The 19,946-nt window shown below is 51.0% G+C and carries 21 protein-coding genes; 18 read left to right on the forward strand and 3 right to left on the reverse strand.

The window, feature by feature from the left end; all coding sequences use genetic code 11:
• The 9 genes from BN1360_RS16515 to BN1360_RS16555 form a co-directional block, all read left to right on the forward strand.
• The coding region (locus tag BN1360_RS16515; RefSeq protein ID WP_068780966.1) for a phosphotriesterase family protein at nt 1-890 on the forward strand (890 nt) is incomplete at its 5' end.
• A gap of 13 nt (nt 891-903) precedes the next feature.
• A complete protein-coding gene (locus tag BN1360_RS16520) occupies nt 904-1,638 on the forward strand; it encodes a creatininase family protein (protein WP_068780967.1) in 735 nt (244 codons plus the stop codon).
• Nucleotides 1,639-1,705: 67 nt separating this feature from the next.
• A complete protein-coding gene (locus tag BN1360_RS16525; protein WP_068781468.1) occupies nt 1,706-2,440 on the forward strand; it encodes an SIS domain-containing protein in 735 nt (244 codons plus the stop codon).
• Between the two features lie 211 nt (nt 2,441-2,651).
• Nucleotides 2,652-2,921 (forward strand): HPr family phosphocarrier protein, encoded by a 270-nt coding sequence (locus tag BN1360_RS16530; RefSeq protein WP_068780968.1) that lies wholly within the window; start codon nt 2,652-2,654, stop codon nt 2,919-2,921.
• On the forward strand, nt 2,921-4,753 hold the full coding sequence (gene ptsP / locus BN1360_RS16535; RefSeq protein WP_068780969.1) for a phosphoenolpyruvate--protein phosphotransferase: 1,833 nt from the start codon (nt 2,921-2,923) through the stop codon (nt 4,751-4,753). Before BN1360_RS16530 ends, ptsP begins: the two co-directional genes overlap by 1 nt.
• Before the next feature lie 257 nt (nt 4,754-5,010).
• Nucleotides 5,011-6,597: a helix-turn-helix domain-containing protein gene (locus BN1360_RS16540; protein WP_068780970.1), complete on the forward strand. Its 1,587-nt coding sequence runs from the start codon at nt 5,011-5,013 to the stop codon at nt 6,595-6,597.
• Between the two features lie 123 nt (nt 6,598-6,720).
• Nucleotides 6,721-7,881, forward strand: coding sequence for an alpha/beta hydrolase family protein (locus BN1360_RS16545; RefSeq protein WP_229521023.1), 1,161 nt, complete (start codon nt 6,721-6,723; stop codon nt 7,879-7,881).
• A 29-nt stretch (nt 7,882-7,910) separates the two neighbouring features.
• Entirely contained in the window at nt 7,911-8,903 is a 993-nt protein-coding gene (locus BN1360_RS16550) for an ABC transporter substrate-binding protein (RefSeq protein WP_068780972.1), read from the forward strand.
• Nucleotides 8,903-9,682: an IucA/IucC family C-terminal-domain containing protein gene (locus BN1360_RS16555; RefSeq protein ID WP_068780973.1), complete on the forward strand. Its 780-nt coding sequence runs from the start codon at nt 8,903-8,905 to the stop codon at nt 9,680-9,682. The genes BN1360_RS16550 and BN1360_RS16555 overlap by 1 nt, the downstream gene beginning before the upstream one ends.
• Before the next feature lie 484 nt (nt 9,683-10,166).
• On the opposite strand, the gene BN1360_RS16560 is transcribed toward BN1360_RS16555, so the two are convergent.
• Nucleotides 10,167-10,754, reverse strand: coding sequence for a restriction endonuclease (locus tag BN1360_RS16560; RefSeq protein ID WP_068781469.1), 588 nt, complete (start codon nt 10,752-10,754; stop codon nt 10,167-10,169).
• 328 nt (nt 10,755-11,082) lie between these two features.
• On the opposite strand from BN1360_RS16560, the gene BN1360_RS16565 reads away from it, so the two are divergent.
• From BN1360_RS16565 to BN1360_RS16600, 8 genes are read left to right on the forward strand one after another with little or no spacing between them, the layout of a single operon-like run.
• A complete protein-coding gene (locus BN1360_RS16565) occupies nt 11,083-11,517 on the forward strand; it encodes a GNAT family N-acetyltransferase (protein ID WP_068780974.1) in 435 nt (144 codons plus the stop codon).
• Between the two features lie 15 nt (nt 11,518-11,532).
• The gene (locus BN1360_RS16570; RefSeq protein WP_068780975.1) at nt 11,533-12,519 is read left to right on the forward strand and encodes a glutathione S-transferase family protein; all 987 of its coding nucleotides are present in this window, start codon (nt 11,533-11,535) and stop codon (nt 12,517-12,519) included.
• On the forward strand, nt 12,516-13,472 hold the full coding sequence (locus BN1360_RS16575) for a glutathione S-transferase family protein (protein ID WP_068780976.1): 957 nt from the start codon (nt 12,516-12,518) through the stop codon (nt 13,470-13,472). Before BN1360_RS16570 ends, BN1360_RS16575 begins: the two co-directional genes overlap by 4 nt.
• 33 nt (nt 13,473-13,505) lie before the next feature.
• Nucleotides 13,506-14,513, forward strand: coding sequence for a glutathione S-transferase C-terminal domain-containing protein (locus BN1360_RS16580; protein WP_068780977.1), 1,008 nt, complete (start codon nt 13,506-13,508; stop codon nt 14,511-14,513).
• A 21-nt stretch (nt 14,514-14,534) separates the two neighbouring features.
• Nucleotides 14,535-15,392: a transporter substrate-binding domain-containing protein gene (locus BN1360_RS16585; RefSeq protein ID WP_068780978.1), complete on the forward strand. Its 858-nt coding sequence runs from the start codon at nt 14,535-14,537 to the stop codon at nt 15,390-15,392.
• A 14-nt stretch (nt 15,393-15,406) separates the two neighbouring features.
• Nucleotides 15,407-16,147 (forward strand): amino acid ABC transporter permease, encoded by a 741-nt coding sequence (locus BN1360_RS16590; protein WP_068780979.1) that lies wholly within the window; start codon nt 15,407-15,409, stop codon nt 16,145-16,147.
• Nucleotides 16,140-16,898, forward strand: a complete 759-nt coding sequence (locus tag BN1360_RS16595; RefSeq protein ID WP_068780980.1) for an amino acid ABC transporter ATP-binding protein — start codon at nt 16,140-16,142, stop codon at nt 16,896-16,898. The genes BN1360_RS16590 and BN1360_RS16595 overlap by 8 nt, the downstream gene beginning before the upstream one ends.
• A gap of 14 nt (nt 16,899-16,912) precedes the next feature.
• A complete protein-coding gene (locus tag BN1360_RS16600) occupies nt 16,913-17,338 on the forward strand; it encodes a GNAT family N-acetyltransferase (protein ID WP_068780981.1) in 426 nt (141 codons plus the stop codon).
• Between the two features lie 70 nt (nt 17,339-17,408).
• Here BN1360_RS16600 and BN1360_RS16605 read toward each other — a convergent pair whose 3' ends face one another.
• Entirely contained in the window at nt 17,409-18,266 is an 858-nt protein-coding gene (locus tag BN1360_RS16605) for an NAD-dependent epimerase/dehydratase family protein (RefSeq protein WP_068780982.1), read from the reverse strand.
• Between the two features lie 23 nt (nt 18,267-18,289).
• A complete protein-coding gene (locus BN1360_RS16610) occupies nt 18,290-19,228 on the reverse strand; it encodes an aldo/keto reductase family protein (RefSeq protein WP_068780983.1) in 939 nt (312 codons plus the stop codon).
• A 163-nt stretch (nt 19,229-19,391) separates the two neighbouring features.
• Between BN1360_RS16610 and BN1360_RS16615 the strand changes: the two genes are divergently transcribed.
• Nucleotides 19,392-19,748, forward strand: a complete 357-nt coding sequence (locus BN1360_RS16615) for a winged helix-turn-helix transcriptional regulator (RefSeq protein WP_068780984.1) — start codon at nt 19,392-19,394, stop codon at nt 19,746-19,748.
• The last annotated feature ends 198 nt before the right edge of the window (nt 19,749-19,946 follow it).

The raw sequence follows: 19,946 nt of genomic DNA on the forward strand, positions 1-19,946 counted from the left end.
GGGGAGTGGACGATTTACTGCTGGACGACAAAGCGAAATCCAAGCAGGACGTTCTTGATTTCAAGCAGCACGGCGGGCGCACTATCGTGGATGCTACAGCCGTTGATTACGGACGGGATGTTCAAGCGGTTCAGGAGATCGCGGTAGAAAGCGGGATTCGCATCATTGGGACAGCTGGTTTTAATAAAAGCTTTTTGTGGGATGCCCAAATAAAAGAGGAGCTAAAACCACTGATCGGCGATTATGGAAGCTACGCGCAGTGGATCGAAGCGAAGAGCATTAACGAGCTGGCGGATTTTGTCATCCGGGAGGTGGAAGAAGGACTGGAGGGCACGCCTTTCAAAGCGGGCCAGGTTAAATTCGGGACAGGCTATAACCGCATTACGCCCCTGGAGGAGAAGACGCTGCGTGCAGTTGCCCGCGCCCATCACGAGACAAAAGCTCCCATCCATTCCCATACTGAGGTGGGCACGATGGCGCTAGAGCAAATTGAACTGCTGAGAAGCGAAGGGGTGGACCTGTCCTACTTGAGTTTGGGTCATATGGACCGGAATCCCGATCCGTACTACCATGAACAGATTGCAGCCACGGGAGCCTACCTGAGCTTTGACGGCATCGGCAAAATCAAGTATGCACCGGAGAGCACCCGCATCTCGCTCATCCTGGAGCTGGTCGGCAAAGGGTACGAAGACCAAATCCTGATCAGTGGAGATACAGCTCGGAAAAGCTATTACAAGCATTACGATCACGGCCTGGGGCTGGAGTACATTATATCCAAATGGGTCCCGCGCTTTGAGGATGAAGCGAACCGCAGCGGTTATGACGGACGGAAGCTGGTAGAGAAGTTTTTTGTAACCAATCCGGCCAACTGTTTCTCATTTAAGAAGTAAGGGGGGAAGCATGATGAAATTCGAGCTTGAAAATTCGGTTGAGGTGAAGGATAAAATTCGCAGTTTCCGCGCTGCCATACTTCCTATTGGGGCCGTTGAAGCGCATGGTCCTCATCTTCCGCTGGGCACGGATAATCTGCTTGCAACCCGGTTGGCGGATAAATTGGCGGAGCGGACGGAAAGTTTCGTGCTGCCGCCCTTCTCATATGGTCAGGTATGGAGCCTGCGCAATTTTCCGGGCAGCATCAACGTCTCCAACGAAGCGCTCATCCGGCTGCTTGCCGATATCGGCGAAAGTTTGTATCAGCAGGGATTTCGTATTTTTATTTTGCTGAACGGCCATCTGGGCAATGCGGTGGCGCTGAAGGAAGCTGCAAGAATGCTATACGAACGGGTACCCGAGCTGAAGGTGTTTTATTTCTTTTATCCGGGTACTAAGGAAGTCACCGCGCAGGTACGGGAAGCCACGGCAGCTCACAGCACCTACATGCATGCCGATGAAATCGAGACATCCTATATGCTTTACCTTGCGGACGAATATGTGGATATGACCAAGGCGATTGATGGGGCTCCGCAGATCCCGTTCGAAGCCGATTTCACACCTACGCCGTGGGAGGAAATGACATCTTCCGCCGTACTCGGGGATGCAACGCTGGCCACGAGGGAGAAGGGGGAGGCCATAATCGAGCGAAGCCTGGAGGTTATGACAGAGATCGTTCTTCGGGCGAAAAAGGGCATTATGAACTGAACCCTGTTCACAGCCGGAAAATAACGGATTGGAAAGTCTACTCAAGAACAACGAGGTGAAAGCAATGATGATGAATACCTATTTTGATGTTATTGACGGATTGTTTGAAAAAGTGCGAAACGAGCAAGCCAAATCGATTCATGAAGCGGCGGAGAAAGTAGCAGCCTGCATTCAGCAGGGCGGTATCATCCATTTGTTCGGCTGCGGGCATTCGCATATATTGACCGAGGAAGTCTTCTATCGCGCAGGCGGACTTGTGCCGATTCGCCCGATTCTTATAGAGAAGTTGATGTTGCATGAGGGTGCGGTGCGCTCGTCTGAACTGGAAAGACAGAACAACCTTGCTGCCGAATTTATGAAGCAGCAGGATATCCGCAAGGGCGAGGTCGTATTTGTGCTATCCACCTCGGGTCGCAATCCCGTTCCCGTGGATGTTGCTCTGATGGCGAAGGAGAAGGGAGCCTTCACAATAGGGATTACCTCCCTAGAATATTCCAGGAGTCAACCGTCCCGGCACAACAGCGGCAAACATCTGGCAGATGCCGTTGATTTGGTCATCGATAACTTCTCGGTCAAAGGAGATGCCGTATTAAGCCATCCGGACCTCCAGGTGCCGTTCACACCCAGTTCAACGGTTATCGGCGCCCTGATTTTAAATGCTCTATTCGCGGAATCCATTGAGATGATGATTGAGCAAGGTTTCAATCCTCCCGTGTTTCTTAGCGGCAACATCGATGGCTCCGACAAACACAACCAGGCATTAATTGAGGCTTATAAAGAACGGATTGCTTTATTGGCCTGATCAGAATTTACGGCGGGTAACCATCCGTTAATGATATACGAAAGATTATGGAGCATGATCTCCAACAACAAATAAAAGAAGCCGGCCTGGCAAGGATGGATGACATCCGGGAGGAAAGCTGCAGCGAGAAGCCTTGAGATTCTATGATCGCTGCAAGCTGCAAGTGATCTTATTCTCCGCCCGGGACGGTGACAGGATGAGGAGGAAAGACATGTTCGCACAAACCGTTACCATACAGAATGAGCAGGGCTTTCATGTTCGTCCGGCTCAGCTCTTCTCAGAAAAAGCAGGATCGTTTGAAGCAGAGGTGCGTCTAAAGACAGGCGAAGGACGCGCGGCGGATTGCAAAAGCATGCTGGAGCTGATGACACTCGGCATTGAACAAGGGGCCGTCGTGACCATTGAAGCCAGCGGGGATGGGGAACAAGAGGTTGTCAAGGCTTTGGTGCAGCTTATCGAAAGCAAGTTCGGTGAAGGCTGATGAAGAGGCTGCACATACAAGGACTTGGTGTTTCGGAGGGAATCCGCATCGCAAAGGCATATATTTACAAGCCTGTACAGGCAGTTATAGGCGAGGGCGTGCCCCCGGAAGATTGTATTCCGGGCAATCCTTCTGCTGTTGAAGCCGAGCTTCAGAAGCTTCGGAAGGCTAAAGCCGACTGCGTGGAGCAATTGGAAAAGCTGATCGGGAAAGCAAAGGAAGCCGTAGGCGAAGAGCAAGCCGGCATTCTGGCGGGGCAACGGAAACTTCTAGACGATCCCGCCTTTTATCCGAAGATGGAAGCCAGGATAAGAGAGCAGTTGGAGCCTGCACCGCGGGCCGTTGCCGAAATAGTTCGCCAGGTTGTTACTATGCTGGAAGGCATAAATAATGATTACATGAAGGAGCGCGCGGCGGATATTCGCGATATCGGCAGTCGTCTTCTTGCCTGTCTGTCACCCGGGCAAACCGGGAGCCTGGCCGAAATCGAAGGTCCGGCGATACTGGTTGCGGATGATCTGGCGCCGTCGGATACGGTGCAGTTGGACCCTGCTATCGTTATCGGCTTTATTACCCGTACCGGAGGAGCTACCTCGCATACCGCTATTCTTGCGCGTTCCCTCGGTATTGCCGCTGTCGTCGGGGCCGGTGACGGCGTAGGCGAGATTAAGGACGGGGATACCCTCGTCCTCGACGGGGCAGCCGGACTCTGCATCGTCCGGCCGGAAGTGCCGGAAGCGGAGCATTACCGGCTCCGCATGCGGCAGGAACTCGAGCGCAATCGCTCGCTCGAGGAGTACGCGGCACGCCCGGCCGTGACGGCCGACGGTACGCGTGTGGNGATACCGGTGCCAACGGTAATATATAGACAGCTATCCAATCCTCTGGCCGCTCCCCAGGTGGCTTCTCCCAGCGCCGCGGAGGCCGAAGCTGCCGTCCGGCAGGGCGCGGACGGCGTGGGGTTGTTCCGCACGGAGTTCCTGTTCATGAACGCCCAGGCGATGCCGGGCGAGGAGGAACAGTTCCGTGCGTACCAGGAGGCGGCCCGGAGCATGGAGGGCCGCTCTGTGATCATCCGCACGATGGACATCGGCGGTGACAAGGAGCTTCCGTATCTTCAGCTGCCAAAGGAAATGAACCCTTTTCTGGGTTATCGAGCGATACGGATAGGGCTTGATCGCCAGGAGCTCTTGCGTACCCAACTGAGGGCGGTACTGCGGGCCAGCGCCTTCGGAACGGTGAAGGTGATGTTCCCGATGATCTCCGGCCTGCAAGAATGGAGGCAGGCTAAAGCCATCCTTACGGAAGTGCAGGCTGAGCTGAGCCTGGATGGTGTGTCGTATGACAAGAATATGAAGGTTGGCATCATGGTGGAGATTCCGTCCACCGCCGTGTTGGCAGGAATGTTCGCGAACGAGGTCGATTTCTTCAGCATCGGCACTAACGATCTCGTTCAGTACACGGTTGCAGCAGACCGAATGAATGAGCACGTCGCGCATCTGTACGATTATTTCCATCCGGCCGTGCTGCACTTGATCCATGGGGTTATTGAGGCTTCCCACGCGGTCGGCAAATGGACTGGCATGTGCGGCAGTATGGCAGGTGACCCTTTGGCCGCACCGCTCTTGCTCGGTCTGGGGCTTGACGAGTGGAGCTTGGAGGCAAGCCGTCTCGGCGGGATGAAGGAAAGACTCGCTAGCCTGGATCGTCAGGAATGCCGTGAGCTGGCAAAGCGCATTTTGTGCCTTGATACACCTCAAGCCGTTCGTCAGGCGCTGGAGGAATTTCTCAACACCCGGGGGCAGAGAGATAACCCGTTATCCTTTCGGTGATCTTAGTGATGCAATATCCGTAATATAATCCGCTTAACAGCATAACCGTAAATGACATACTCCCATCATAGTAGCCATTGGAATCTATGAAATGAGTAAACATATGTTAATTGAAGAAGAGCAGGCTTGATTTGTTAACAGGCTTGCTCTTCTTTTTTATGAACAGGACGGCATTTTTATATTATAATTGAAAATGATTATCAATGATAATCAGCGGATAAAACGCTGAATCTATATACGCTGAAAAGAGGATGTTTATGAACAATATCGGACAACAGGCTTCCCGGATGCTTCGCTTTGCAGGTATCCATTCTTTCGAGCTCCCGATCGGAGGCGAAGTAATCTATCCGGCTTTCGATTCGCAGGCGGTTGTCCTGGGTTTAAGCGGGCGGGGCACGCTTGCATCCGTTGAAGAAATAAGGGCATTCGGCGAGGGCACAGCTTATTTTCTTGGGCCGGGAAGCTCGCTCAGATTATTCGCAGGCGATGAGCCTCTGATCGGGAGATTGATCTGTTTCGAGGCTTATGAATACTCTGATGAGCAGGATCTGCAGCGGATGGATTCATTTATCGTCGGGGCGCGCCACAGCCGTCATTTCAAACAACTTGCAGCCCTGGCTGAAAGCCTGCTTCAATGGCAGGAAGAAGGAACAGCACAATTCTACGTCGCGCAAGCGGAGTTATACAAGCTGATGTCCCTGCTTATAGAAGAGCCATCGATGCCGCAAGAAAATGAGACGACCGCGGCAGCCATTGCCCGGGTATCCAGATTTATGGACCAGCATCCGGAGCTAGAGCTGACACGACAGGAGCTGGCCCGATTAGCGGGGTTCAGCCCTGGCTATTTTACACGGATGTTTCAGCAGTATACAGGTCAGACCCCAACGGCCTATTTGATGGATTTGCGAATGGGAAGAGCGAAGCAGATGCTATTGTCCGGCAGCGGTGTGAAGGAGACGGCGTCGCGGCTCGGGTTTGAGGATGAATTTTATTTTAGCCGCCGTTTTAAACTGAAGACGGGCAGCTCTCCGGCGGCATTTGTGCAAAGCCGTCGCCGCAGTATCGCCAGTATCTCCGATCCGCTCTCCGGCAGCTTGCTTGCCCTTCATATCCTGCCGAAAGCCGCTGCATTCTATCCCCATCATGAGCTGTATAGGCGCATGATCCGGCTTCACTCTTACGAATATGGGGAGGGGCCGATTTGGGAGAAAAACCTGGAGATGCTGCAGACGGCTGCACCCGGGCTGATTTTCTGCACGGACACCCTGCCTGCTGAAGCCAAAGATCAGTTGAAGCAAATTGCGGACACGGTGGCGATTCCCTGGTTATCCGCTGACTGGCGGGAGCATTTGAGGATGATTGCAGAGGTGATGGAGCAGTCTGCGGAAGCCGGTCAGTGGCTGGCGGAGTATGATCATAAGGCAGCTGAAGCCGGTCGCCAACTTAGAAACAGCATTGGCGGAGCTACGATCAATATTTTACGCGTAACGGACACGGAATACCGAATCTATGGGAGGCGCAATGCCGGCGCTGTCATTTATAACGATTTTGGTTTACAGGCTACGCATCAGCTGGATCAGATTCAGGTGTTTCAACCCGTTGCAAGAGAGGAATTGCCCAGCTATGATGCCGATATCCTCCTGATCATGGTGGATTCCACGCAGCAGGCGGCCCGGCAATGGAAGGAGCTGCAGACGAGCCGAAAGTGGAATCAATTGACGGCTGTGCGCTATAGCCGGGTACATGTAATAGGAACGGAGAAGCTGTTTGAATATTCGGCCTGGTCCCATGACAGGGCTGTCTCTTATCTGGGCAAGGTTCTTAGTAATCAAAAATCCAGATGATAGTATCTTTAAATCCATGTTAAGCAAAGCGGAGGAATGCTATGCTCCTTATTGAGAAAGAAAATCATTATCAATAGAAAAAAAGGGGTGACCTGTTTTATTCCGATTATGCTGCCATGGGAAATGGAAAAATTATATCGCTTACCGGCCGTCTATCCGTTGCAACAGGATCAGAATCCGGAAGTCAAGGCGATTTTCTATCAAGGATTGCCTTATCGCGGGAAAGAAACTCGGGTATTTGCCTGTTACGGGGTTCCGCGCAGCGCATCTGCGGGAGAGCCGGTTCCCGCTGTAGTATTGGTCCATGGCGGGGCAGGGACAGCTTATCCGGTATGGGTTCAGCGCTGGACGGAGCGAGGGTATGCGGCTATCGCGATGGATCTTGAAGGGCAGCTTCCTTTGCAAGAAAGCAGGTTCGTGAATGTGGATCAATGCACAGTCCATCCCTGGAGCGGGCCTGTGAAGCAAGGCGTGTTTGCCGACTATCAGCTGCCGGTAGAGGATCAATGGATGTACCATGCTGTCGCCGCGGTCATCCTTGCTCATACGGTCATTGGTTCGCTGCCGGAGGTGGATTCGAGCAAGGTGGGCTTAACGGGTATTTCCTGGGGCGGGATCATCACAAGTCTGGTGGCAGGTATTGACCGCAGGCTTTGTTTTGCTATGCCCGTGTATGGCTGCGGATTCCTGTATGAGCCAGGCACTTTGTATGGACGGGGATTTGCGGCGATGCCTCCCGCGGATGCGGAGAGAATTCGCAAGCTTTGGGACCCGTCGTCCTATTTGACGAACAGCGCTTTGCCCATGTTATGGCTGAATAGCAGCAACGATACTCACTTTCCGCTGGCTATTTTTGATAAGTCATTTGCGCTTCAACAAGGGGGCCATACACAGAAAAGCATGATGAGCCTGCATTGTGGACTTAACCATTCCTATGCGGACGCTTGGACCTGTCAGGAGCTTTACGCATTTGCCGATAGCATCGTCAAGGACGGCCCTTCGTTGATTCAAGTGCTGGAATATGAGCAGCGAGGGGATTGGCTTGTCGTGCGATATGCTTCGCTGCTTCCCGTTGTCCAAGCCGTACTGTATTGGTGCGAAGATGAGGTGGACTGGAGAAATGCGAGCTGGGAGGCATACGCCGTCTGTCTATCGCAGGAGGATCATTGTGCCCGGGTCAGTTTGCCTCAAGCACGGGGCAAATTTTTTATGAATCTGACCAATGACAGAGGCTGGATAACCAGCACCCGGGTCCTGTCGGATAACAGGGAAACAAAAATTTAATATGCCGAAATAAGGAGAACTGACCAAACATGAAACCACATAAAAGAAAATTGTTTATTTTAACTATACTGCTTCTTGCCCTGTCGCTTACCGCTGCATGCAGTCAGCAATCGAAGCAAGCCAACTCGGACGGAGCTGCGGCTGGACAGGAGCAGAGCGCCACAGAACAAACCGCCACAGAACAAACTGCAGCCGGTGCCTTTGCATTTAAAGATAAAAACGGGAAACAGACTTTGAAGGAGCAGCCACAGCGGATCGCTACAACCGTGACTTATTTGACCGATCATATGATCGCTCTCGGAATGACCCCTGCCTCCACGGTAAAATCTCAGAATGAAGATTTTCCGGAATATTTGCAGCCTTATTTGAACCATGTGGAGATCATTGGAGAACAGGGCAAGGTAAGCATGGAGAAGCTCCTGTCGCTATCGTCGGATCTGATTATTACGGATACGAACAGTGAGGATATTTATGATCAATACGCCAAAATTGCTCCGACGGCGATGCTCGAGAACGGTTATATGGCACCGGATTGGGAGGAAGCCTTCCGTTGGACGGCCGCTGCGTTCGACAAGAGCGATGAAGCGGAGAAGATCATTCCGGATTATAACGAGAAAAAGGCGCAGTCCATCGCCGGCATCCATGATAAAGTGGCAGGGAAAACATTGATGGTGCTGCGAATCCGCAATGATATCCGTTATTACGGGGATATGGACTATAAGTGGCTTTATGATGATTTTGGGTTCTCCAGACCGGCCGTGTTCCCGGAGACAAGCGCGGATAGCCGCTATGAGGTACTCTCGAACGAGAAGCTGCCGGAGATTAATCCCGATTACATCCTGCTTATCAATGATAACGAGGAGCTCTATAACAAGCTGGAGGGTTTGGGAATTTGGAAAAATTTAAATGCGGTGAAGAATAACCAGGTGTACCGGGTGGCATCGGATTCCTGGTTCGGAGGTTACGGTCCGAATGCGGCCAGCTCGATGCTGGATGATCTCAACCGGATATTTAACCCGTGATGCCTGCGACACTATGGGAAGGGCTTGCTGAATTTTACAATATTTCGTTGGAGCACTGCAGCGGAGCTGTTGCATCTTTAGGCGGGACGGATCTCTACGACAGGGAGGCCATGGCCATTTTTCTGAACCTGTACAATCGCCGGATTGAAGGGATAGATACTACGGTAGCCGCAGCTTATTTCAGCAGCTGGTTCGGCGATATCGCCGCTTCACTTCATTATGCGGTGTCGGTTCATCATGCCGCGCCTGACTTTTCCGCGGAGAAGCTGATGGTTCACTTGATCCCGGAGACTGGCTACACCCGGCTCGGCTTTCAATTGACCCTGGCAGAGCTTGAGCAGGCGCCCCGGGATGCGGCAGAACGGGCCGCTTGGCGTGAAACGGTATTCATCGGCTTCTACAGCCGGACCGTCCGGCCGCTGATCGAGTGTCTCGCCGAGGCCTCGGGGTTAAATGCAGGCTTACTCTGGGGGCAGCTGCCTACAGCGCTGCAGAACCACCGCGAAAGGTTCCATGCGGCCTTTAAAGAAAATCAGCTTGCCTTGCAGCAGTATGGGGAGGATGAGCATTTTGTGCGCAACGGGCTGGACGCTGAGTGGTTCGGCAGAAGCCGGAACCCGCTGCGGGTGAAGGTCCGCTGGATCGATCACCCGCTAGAAGAGGGCAAGCGGCTGGCCATCAAAAATGTGTGCTGTATGCAATATTTACGCCATGGCCGCTCCTATTGTTATACTTGCCCACGCATTAGCCAGCAGGAGCGCAGTGAGTGGCAATGGTGATCCTACTCTATCGCATTGGACTACGCAGAAGGGTTATAAAAGAACCCTGGGCTAATTTAGCTCAGGGCTCTTTGTATACTATGTATACTATATATGGCTGCGCCAGCGAGAATTAAGAATGTAGTTGGCAAACCTTCTGGGTCTAGTCACGTACAGCTTACCCGCGGCAAGTGGAGTGGCAAATGAGCGGCTTGCATAATAGGCTGCATGCGATGTTGACCACATTCCCTTGCATCGGCCGGATGCTTATGACTTGTAGAGCAGAAAACGCGACGTTCTTTCATTCTAATGGTTACTTAGCCCTTTAGAGCAGAAAATGCGATATTCCTTCATTTTAATGGACACTTTTGTCTCTTAGCGGCTGACAGCAGTCTTCTACAGAGGATTTTATTACGTTTATGGCCATTAATGTCCGTAAGCCACCAATTCTGTTGGAAAGTTCCCTTTAAGGGACAGGAATGTCCGTTACAGCGATACCCCAGCTTTAGTTAGCTTTCTTCACTTTTGGATTCCAAGGAGATTCCAAAAATTCGGCAGGTTCTTCGATAATGGCTATCGCCTCATCCAAGCGGCGGCTTTTGAATAAATGAATGATGTCCTCAAGATCCTCTCTGTCCAACAGCTTGACACCGTTCACTGCGGCAAGGGTACGGGAACCTTCGGTATAGCGGCCTGAAGTCAGCACCAGTGCTCGATCCGCCTCGTAATAGCGCATGGAAGCATAGATTTCCTGAACGGCACCGAGCCCAACCGGATTGCTCTGCCCGTAGCGTTTGGCCTGCAGTACGTTCCTTCTTCCATCAAGTCCTCTGAATACCAGATCAGCTCCGAAATCCCGGCTGCCCGTCGTCTGATATACCTCTTCATAACCAAGCTCGCGGAACAGATGGAACAGGTATAGCTCAAACTCCGAACCGTCGGACATCAGATCTATGTCCTTAAGGGTAATTTTGCGCGGGTTGGCTTCTCGGCGGATGCGGCGCCGCCTGTTGCTGACCAGTCGAATTACGATCAGAACCAATAGCAAAGCGAGGATCGCGGCGGTTAATATCGTTGTTGCATTCCAGATCATTGGCATTGCGGTATACCTCACTATTCGAATGTATGTTCCTATTAATATACCAGACTGAGTGTAGTTGCGAAAGACCTTGCTTAGCCAACGGGGCTATGGAGACGGTCGCTCTATTTTTTTGTATGTGAAAAATCATCTTGACAAGAAATAACAATACATATAATATGATGAAAAAATATCCGAGTTAACTGATGGGAAATGTATTATATACAGAATAAACCGGATAAATTCAAACGGAAAAACATCCTCCTGCGGATTAACGGTATTGCTCCTTCCAAAGAGTTTATGGTCGAAGCGCAAGGGATGCACTGAAGAAAGGGGCTTTAAGATGGCAGAGATCTACCGAGTGGATTCAGTATGGCAATTGGCCGGCGTCTATGAAGTACGAACGAAGACTTTTGTTTACGGTCAAGGAATACCTAAAGAGCTTGAATTCGACGAAATTTATGGTCAGGTATACTGTTACATTCTGCTTGAGCAGGATCACACCGCTGTTGCTGCGGCTCGCATTAATACGAGTCATGCTGATTATGCCAAGATCGAAAGGGTCGCCGTCATTCCGGAGCTTCAGAATAAAGGTTGCGGGAGGCTTGTTATTGAGGCGGCTGAACGTTGGATTAGGGAGCTTGGATACCGCAAGATTGTCATTACAAGCCAGCAGCAAGCGGTGGGATTCTATGAAAGCCTGGGGTATGCTGCCAGACCGGATATTCGAGTGGAATCTACGATTCCTGTCGTCTATACCGAGAAAGAATTCTTGTGAAAAGAGGAGATCAAAATGACACAAAAGACCACCGCACTGGACACCCACATTGCCAATCATGAGATTGCCCATGAAATGACCCGGGAGGGTGCTTTTAACCGTCAGAAGAATCGCTTTACCACACCTTTTGGCGATCAGCCGGGGGAACTTTCGGTAGAAGCGGGACGCTATCGTCTGCTCTGGGCCAGGATTTGCCCTTGGGCGCATCGGGCTGTCATTGTACGGGAATTGCTGGGCCTGCAGGACGTAATTAGTCTGGGTACGGCAAGCCCAGTTCGTACAGAGAATGGATGGGAATTTTCCCTTGACGAAGGCGGTGTTGACCCGGTGCTTGGAATCCGCTATTTGCCTGAAATCTATGCTGAGACCGATCCGGAATATACGGGGAGAGCAACTGTTCCAACCGTGGTGGATGTGAAGACGAGAAAGGTCGTTAACAACGATTATTTTAGACTGACTAACGATTTTGAAACAGCGTTTAAGCCGTTCCACAAGGAAGGGGCGCCGGACCTATATCCGGTCGAATTGAGGGCAGAAATCGATGAGTTTAATGATCTTTTATTTCACGAGGTGAACAACGGGGTATATAAGGCGGGATTTGCCCAGTCCCAGACGGCCTATGAACAAGCCTATGATGCGTTATTCGCCAGATTGGACCAATTGGAGGAGCGCTTGTCCGGAAGCAGATATTTATTTGGCGATCGAATTACGGATGCCGATGTCCGCTTCTATGTCACTCTGGTTCGGTTTGATGCGGCCTATTATTCCGTATTCCGAACGAACCGCAACCGGATTATCGATTTCCCAAACATCTGGAATTATGCCAAGGATTTATATCAAACTCCCGGCTTTGGCGATACCACGGATTTTGACGCGATCAAGAGAGGTTATCAGCTTGGCAACCATGCGGAGAATCCGTATCAGATTCTGGCCAAAGGACCGGATCTGTCAATATGGAAAGAGGCTCATGACAGAGACAGATTCCAGGGGGGAGCCCAATGACAACGAAATCGGCTGAGATCGAGAACAATGGCAGCTTCAAGCGGCAAAGCAATCGCTTTGTCACCCCATTTGGAGATCAGGACGGAGAGCTTCCGGTCGAAGCCAATCGGTATCGCTTATTGTGGGCCCCGGTATGTCCCTGGGCGCATCGGGCGATGATTGCCAGGAAGCTGCTGGGTCTGGAAGAGGCCATCAGCGTAGGGACGGCAGACCCGTTGAGGCCGCGAATCGATCGGGTCGATTGGGCCTTTACCTGGGATGATAACGATGTAGATCCTGTGCTTGGCGTGCATTATATCAGCGAGGTATACCTGAATGCAGACCCGGAATACGCCGGCAGGCCAACCGTGCCCGCAATCGTTGATATCGCCAGCAAACAAGTCGTCAATAACGACTATCATGAACTGACCTATTATTTAGAGACGGTGTGGAAGCCATTCCATAAGGAGGGGGCGCCGGATTTATTTCCGGAGGCCCTGCAGCGGGACATTCGCGAGCTGAACGAACGTATTTTCCATGGAATTAATAATGGCGTCTATAAAGCGGGGTTCGCCCGTTCCCAGGAAGCTTATGAACAAGCCTATGACGGTGTGTTCGAGCTATTGGATGAATTGGAGGCAAGGCTGGACTCGCAGCGTTATTTATTTGGGAATCGGATCACAGATGCGGATATACGCCTCTACGTTACGCTTGCCCGCTTTGACATTGCCTACTATACCGCCTTTAGAGTCAATCGCAATCGGCTCGTTGAATTTCCGAATTTATGGGCTTATGCCAGAGATCTGTATCAAACTCCGGGATTTGGAGATACCACAGATTTTGCAGCGATCAAGAAGCACTATCATCTATCTATCACTCATGATCCAAACTATACCTTTTCCAGATTGCTGCCCAAGGGCCCGGATTTGTCCGGGTGGCTTACGGACCACGGCAGAGCAGAAAGGTTCAAATAAGATAAGCAAATCAATAGATTTGGAGGGGAAGCCATGACAAAGGAAGCAAATGTACGTATCAGACCGAAAGAGACCGAGCATGAAATCGATGAAAGAGGTTATTTTGTACGGCAGAAGAATCGGTTTACGACGCCGTTTGGAGATGGGGAAGGCAAGCTGCCTGTTGAAGCCGGACGCTATCGGCTGATCTGGGCGAAAGGCTGCCATTGGTCGAATCGGGCTTCGATCGTCAGAGAGTTGTTAGGACTGGAGGAGGCTATCAGCATTAATCTGGTGGGTCGCGGGCAGCATGTGCAGAACCTGGGCTGGGAATTTATCGATGACGAGGACCATACTGATCCGGTGCTGGGCGTGCAGTTCCTGAGCGAATTGTATGCGAACAGCGATCCTGATTACCAGGGCCGGCCAACTGTGCCTGCGGTCATTGATATTACCACCAAGCAAGTCGTGAATAATGACTACGTCTGGCTGACGAACTATTTGGAGAACGAATTTGCTCCTTTTCACAAAAAAGGCGCTCCCGATTTGTATCCGGCTCTGCTAAGGACGGAGATCGACAAGTATAATGACTTCCTGTTCGATAACGTCAATAACGGTGTGTATAAAGCGATGTTCGCCCAATCCATAGAAGCTTATAATGACGCGTTCGAGAAGCTCTATGCCGCCTTTGATACCATCGAGGACCGGCTGGAGTCTAACCGCTTCCTGTTCGGAGATTATGTGACGGATTCCGATGTGCGGCTCTTTGTAACCTTGGCTCGCTTCGACACTTATTATTTTAAGAACCTTGGTCCGATTCGCAATCGCATCGTGGATTTCCCTAATATATGGGGGTATGCCCGCGATTTATACGAGATCCCGGCGTTTAAAAATAATACTTACCTGCGGGATTTAGCGAAGTCAAACGGCAATAAAGATACGATCTTTATCGATTATAACACCCGGTTCTGGGATCAGATTGATTATGAGGGAATTTGGTCACAGCCGCATCACCGCAAAGAGAAGAGCTCCGATCCGGAGCATAAATTTAAAATTGGCTAGGTCAAATAGGGGGAAGAGAACATGGCAGCATGGAGAAAAGTAGGGTTGGGTTTGGCGGCAATAGTCTTACTGGTTGGAGTAGTAGCTTGCGGCAAAGAGAATTCATCCGCCAAGAATGGAGGCAGCGATGCGGCTGGCACTGATCAGATTGTCGTAAATATTGCGACAGGCGGTTCACCAAAACCGTTCTCTTATGTCAACGATAACAATGAGATTGACGGGTATGATATTCAGATTGTCAAAGCGATTTTCGAGGGCTTGCCGCAGTACAAAATTAATATCGAGAAGACGGAGTTCCCGTCGATCTTCGCCGGACTTGACTCGGACCGCTATCAAATTGGCGCCAATAACTTCGCCAGCAATGCGGAGAGGAAGGAGAAGTATATTTATTCCGATCCGATCTTCAAGAATCAATTCGTAATTGCCGTTGCTGAGAGCCGGGACGATATTAAAACTTTCGCGGATCTGGAAGGCAAGAAGACAACAGTAAGTCCCAGCGTGAACTACACGGTCGCTCTTGAAAATTATAACAAGGACCATGCCAAAACACCGGTGATCCTGAATTACTCTGAGGCGGAGCTGGCCACTGTACTGCAGAATGTGGAGAGCGGGGCCGATGATTTTAACTTGATCGACGCTGCCATGCTGCAGCTCTACATTAAAGAGTACGGCCTGAAGCTGAAAGCCATTCCGCTCTCGCAGGAGGACTCGGACCGCATCGGTGTGCCTTACAGCTACCTGATCCTGAGCAAAGGGAAGAACAGCGAGCAATTAACCAAGGATGTCAACGAGCGGATCAAAGCCTTGGTCCAAGCCGGGACGGTGTCAAAAATTAGCGAGAAGTACCTGAACGGTGACTTTGCACCAGACGTACAATAGGGGATGCATGCCTTATGCCGAACATATTTGATATTGAGCTAGTATTTACACTCATCCCCAAGCTGCTGAAGTATTTGCCGGTTACGCTCGAACTGACCGCGATATCGATGCTGGCAGGACTTTTGCTCGGCCTGCTGTTGGCTATTGTCCGAATCAAGAAGATCCCGGTTTTGTACCAGTTAAGCGTCGTATTTATCTCTTTTATTCGCGGAACGCCGATTCTGGTGCAATTATACCTGTCGTATGCAGGGATTCCGCTCCTGCTGAAATACTATAATTTCTATCATGATACGAGCCTCAACGTGAATTCGATTCCTTCGATCTTCTATGTGCTGCTGGCCTTATCTCTAAATGAAGCTGCTTATAACTCGGAAATCATCCGTGCTGCACTGCTGTCGGTGGATAAAGGACAGATCGAAGCGGCCCACTCTTTGGGGATGACCTATGGCCAGGTACTGCGGCGGGTCATACTTCCCGAAGCCTTTATCGTGGCGCTTCCGACGCTGGGCAATGCGTTGATCGGCCTAATGAAGGGGACCTCTCTGGCATTTGTCTGCTCCGTGGTGGAGATCACCGCGCAGTCGCGAATTTTAGCGGGAAATAATTTAAGATTTTTTGAATCCTATTGCTCGCTGGCCTTGATCTATTGGGGGATGACGATTTTGATCGAACGGGCGATTGCGCTGCTGGAGAGACGGCTGGACATCGATTTCAAGAGTCTGAGAAAACGGAAGGGAGAGGTTATCCTTGATTGAGATCCGCGGATTAACGAAGTCTTTTCATGGAAATCCCGTTCTGGATCACATCGATCTGACCATTCAGAGAGGCGATGTCGTTGCGGTCATAGGTTCTTCTGGCGCGGGCAAATCCACCCTGCTGAGATCCATCAATCTGCTTGAGACACCTGACGCAGGAACGATCAGGATTGATGAGCTTCGCGTAGATACAGCCAGAAAGACAAAGAAGGAAGTGCTGGAACTAAGGAAGAGCACAGCGATGGTGTTCCAGCAGTTCAATCTGTTCCGGCAGAAGACGGCTTTGGAGAATGTGATGGAAGGCCTGATTGTCGTCAAGAAGCTGGCGAGGGAAGAAGCGCGAAAAATAGCAGTGTCTCAGTTGGCCAAGGTAGGCTTGTCCGAGAGAGCCCATCATTACCCCAAGCAGCTCTCCGGCGGTCAGCAGCAGCGTGTAGCTATCGCCAGAGCTCTGGCGATGCAGCCGAAGATTCTGCTGTTCGATGAACCGACCTCGGCGCTTGATCCCGAACTGGTCGGAGAAGTGCTTGATACGATCAAGAAGGCAGCGGAGGAAGGAAATACGATGCTAATTGTATCGCATGAGATGAATTTTGTGCGCAAGGTTGCTACGCGCGTACTGTTCCTTGATCAAGGCCTGATCGTAGAGGACGGCACGCCGCAGGAGGTATTCTCCCAGCCGAAATCGGAGAGGACGAAGCAATTTCTGGCCAACTATTATCGGGATCAAGAGCCTGAATTTGCGATATAGAAGAGAGGTTTTCTATGGCATACACTTTTCAGAAGCACCGGGAAAATATCGACTGGGTGCAAGTGACGAATATATTGAACGGCTTCGGTCTCACTGATTTCACGCCGGAACAGACCCGAACGGCGTTCGAGAACAGTGCCGTGAACGTGTTCATCCTGGACGGGAGCAAGGTGATCGGCTGCGGCAGAGCGTTGTCCGATGGCATCTCCCAGGCAGCAATTTATAATATCGCGGTTGAGGAATCCTATCATCATCAAGGGCTTGGCAAGAAGCTCATTTCGTTGATTTTGGAAGAGACCTCTAGCTGCAACGTCGTGCTCTACACCCATCCGAATACGGTATCCTGGTACGAAGGGCAAGGCTTCCGCAAGATGAAGACGGGGATGGCGCTGTATCATCCCTCAAGTATAGAGGAATTAATCAGAATGGATTTTATCTAACAGCCTGCTATAAAGCTGTATATTAGAAAGGCCGCCCCATCAAGCTAATTTGCTTGGGGCGGCCTTGATATTATGACTTGAAGCTTTGCACCTCGTGGCGCCATTGATGCTGAGGCTGCCAGCCGAGCAGGCGCTTGGCTCTCTCATTGCTGAACAGCGTCTCGTAATCCTCTAGCGGCGCTCTGAAGTCCGTAACCTCCGGATAGCGTTGAGCCACCAGCTCCCGGCTGCGGATCGCCATGCTGGAATCGTCAGCGGCAATATTCAGAGCTACTGCTCCAAGGCCATCTGCCTCAATAGCCAGACGGCAGGCTGAGGCCGCATCACGAGTATCGATGTAGCTCCAGAGAATACGTTCCCGCTCCTCCGGCTTATGGATAAAGGAAGGGAAGCGTTCATACCATTCCGGCGGGATGACATTGCCGAGCCGCAAGGACACGACCTGCATTCCCGTTCGCCGATGGAACATCTCGGCCGTCTTCTCATTGACGATCTTGGATAAGCCATAGCTGTCTTGCGGCAGCTGCGGATGATCCTCGTCCAGCGGAACGTATTGTGGCGTAATTCGATGCTCGGCAAATACAATTCCATAGGAGGATTCGCTGGAAGCGATGGCTGCTTTGCGGATACCCAGTCCTGCAGCAGCCTCCAGCACGTTATAAGTCGACATGACGTTGTTGCGGAATGTAACGTCTGGCGTCCGAATATGCATCGCCGGAATCGCCGCCAGATGAACGACCGCATCGGCACCGCTCAGCACGCTGTAGGTCTCGCCGAGATTCTCGAGGTCGGCGATGAGCGTCGGGCATAGCGCTTCCTCCGGCCGACGTGTATCGACGTTCAATACCTCATATCCTTGCTCCACAAAATGGCGTACAACCCAGCGTCCGAGCATGCCGCTTCCGCCTGTAACGACTACCTTTTTCATATATGAATCTCCTTGTAAGAGGATTACTTCAAGATTTCTTCAATACGGTTCAGAACGTCTTCACTCAGCTCGATGCCGGATGCTTTGGCATTTTCGATCACTTGCTCAGGACGACTCGCACCGACTAGCGCACTTGCTACATTGCTCTGACGCAGAATCCAGGCCAGCGCAAGGTTGCCTACGGAGATGCCCAGCTCTGCCGCGATGCCTTCCAGCTGTTTCACCTTGGCGATCTTCTCTTCGGTAATGCCCTTGCGAACCCAATCCAGCTTAGCTGCACGGCTGTCTTCAGGAATGTCGGAAGCCGATGTATATTTACCGGTCAGCAGGCCTTGTGCCAGCGGTGAGAATACGACCTGACCGATGCCATGACGTTCACTGAGCGGGATGATCTCTTTCTCTATATAGCGCTCGAACATATTGTAGATCGGTTGGTTTACAACGATGTGATCGAGCAAGTGCTGATCGGCTACGCCAAGCGCCTCAGCAATTTGCGAAGCTTGCCACTCGCTTACGCCGACATACAGCACTTTGCCTTGACGGACAAGATCGTCGATAGCGCGAAGCGTCTCATACAATGGCGTCTCCGGATCATGACGATGGCAATAGAAAATATCGACATAATCATGGCCGAGCCGCTTCAAGCTGGCATTGGCCTGCTCGATGACATGCTTGCGGGACAAGCCGCGGTCATTCGGTCCATCGCCCATAGGCCAGAAAGCCTTGGTAGCCAGCACATAAGATTCGCGAGGGTACTCTTTAAGCGCTTTCCCAACGAGCTCTTCGGCCGCGCCTCTCTCATATACATTGGCCGTATCGAAGAAGTTAATGCCAAGATCGTAAGCGGTCTTAATAGAATTCACCGCATTCTCGCGTTCGACATAACCGCCATATGTAAGCCAACTTCCCAAGCTGATCTCACTCACTTTTAATCCGGTTCCGCCTAGTCTTCTGTATTTCATTGCAAAGGCCTCCTTTTTTAAACGCTCATTTTTAGTAAATATTCCAACACTTCTCATTCTATAGAATTTCATATACAATTTAAAGAAGTGAAATGTTTTTCACTTAATTATATCAGCTATAGATACTATATAATGTATAGTTAATATATTGGAGGTTGAGACGATGACCACAACAAAAAGCACGGCTAAAAAAGCAAGCAGCTATATTCCAAAGACACCGGAGCATATCGAGTGCAATATCGAAAAAACACTGGATGTGCTAGGGGGGAAATGGGCTTTCCTTGTTATTCGTGAACTGTTCTGCGGCACTCTTCGATTCGGTGAGCTGCAGCGCAAAATTCCAAGTGTCAGCCCGCGGGCATTAACGAGCACCTTACGGCATTTGGAGGAGCAGGGAGTTCTGGAGCGGAAGGTCTATCCGACGGTTCCCGTGACTGTAGAATATTCGTTAACCCCAAAGGGACAAGACCTTCACGTGATTTGCCATGAGATGAAGCTGTGGGCCGCACGCTGGACCTAGCGAATCTGCCGGTTGGCGACAAACCTACTGTCGGGTAAAAGTTTGTTTTAAGCGGAAACGGATTATATTGTGAGTCAAAAGTCCAAAGCTATGAGACAGATACATGAGTAGATGCATGAGTAGATACTGAATAAATGCATGGGTAGGTACATGATTAGAATAGATACATGAATAGATACATGAATAGATGCATGAACT

The organism is Paenibacillus sp. GM2 (genome assembly GCF_900069005.2).
Taxonomy (GTDB): domain Bacteria; phylum Bacillota; class Bacilli; order Paenibacillales; family Paenibacillaceae; genus Fontibacillus.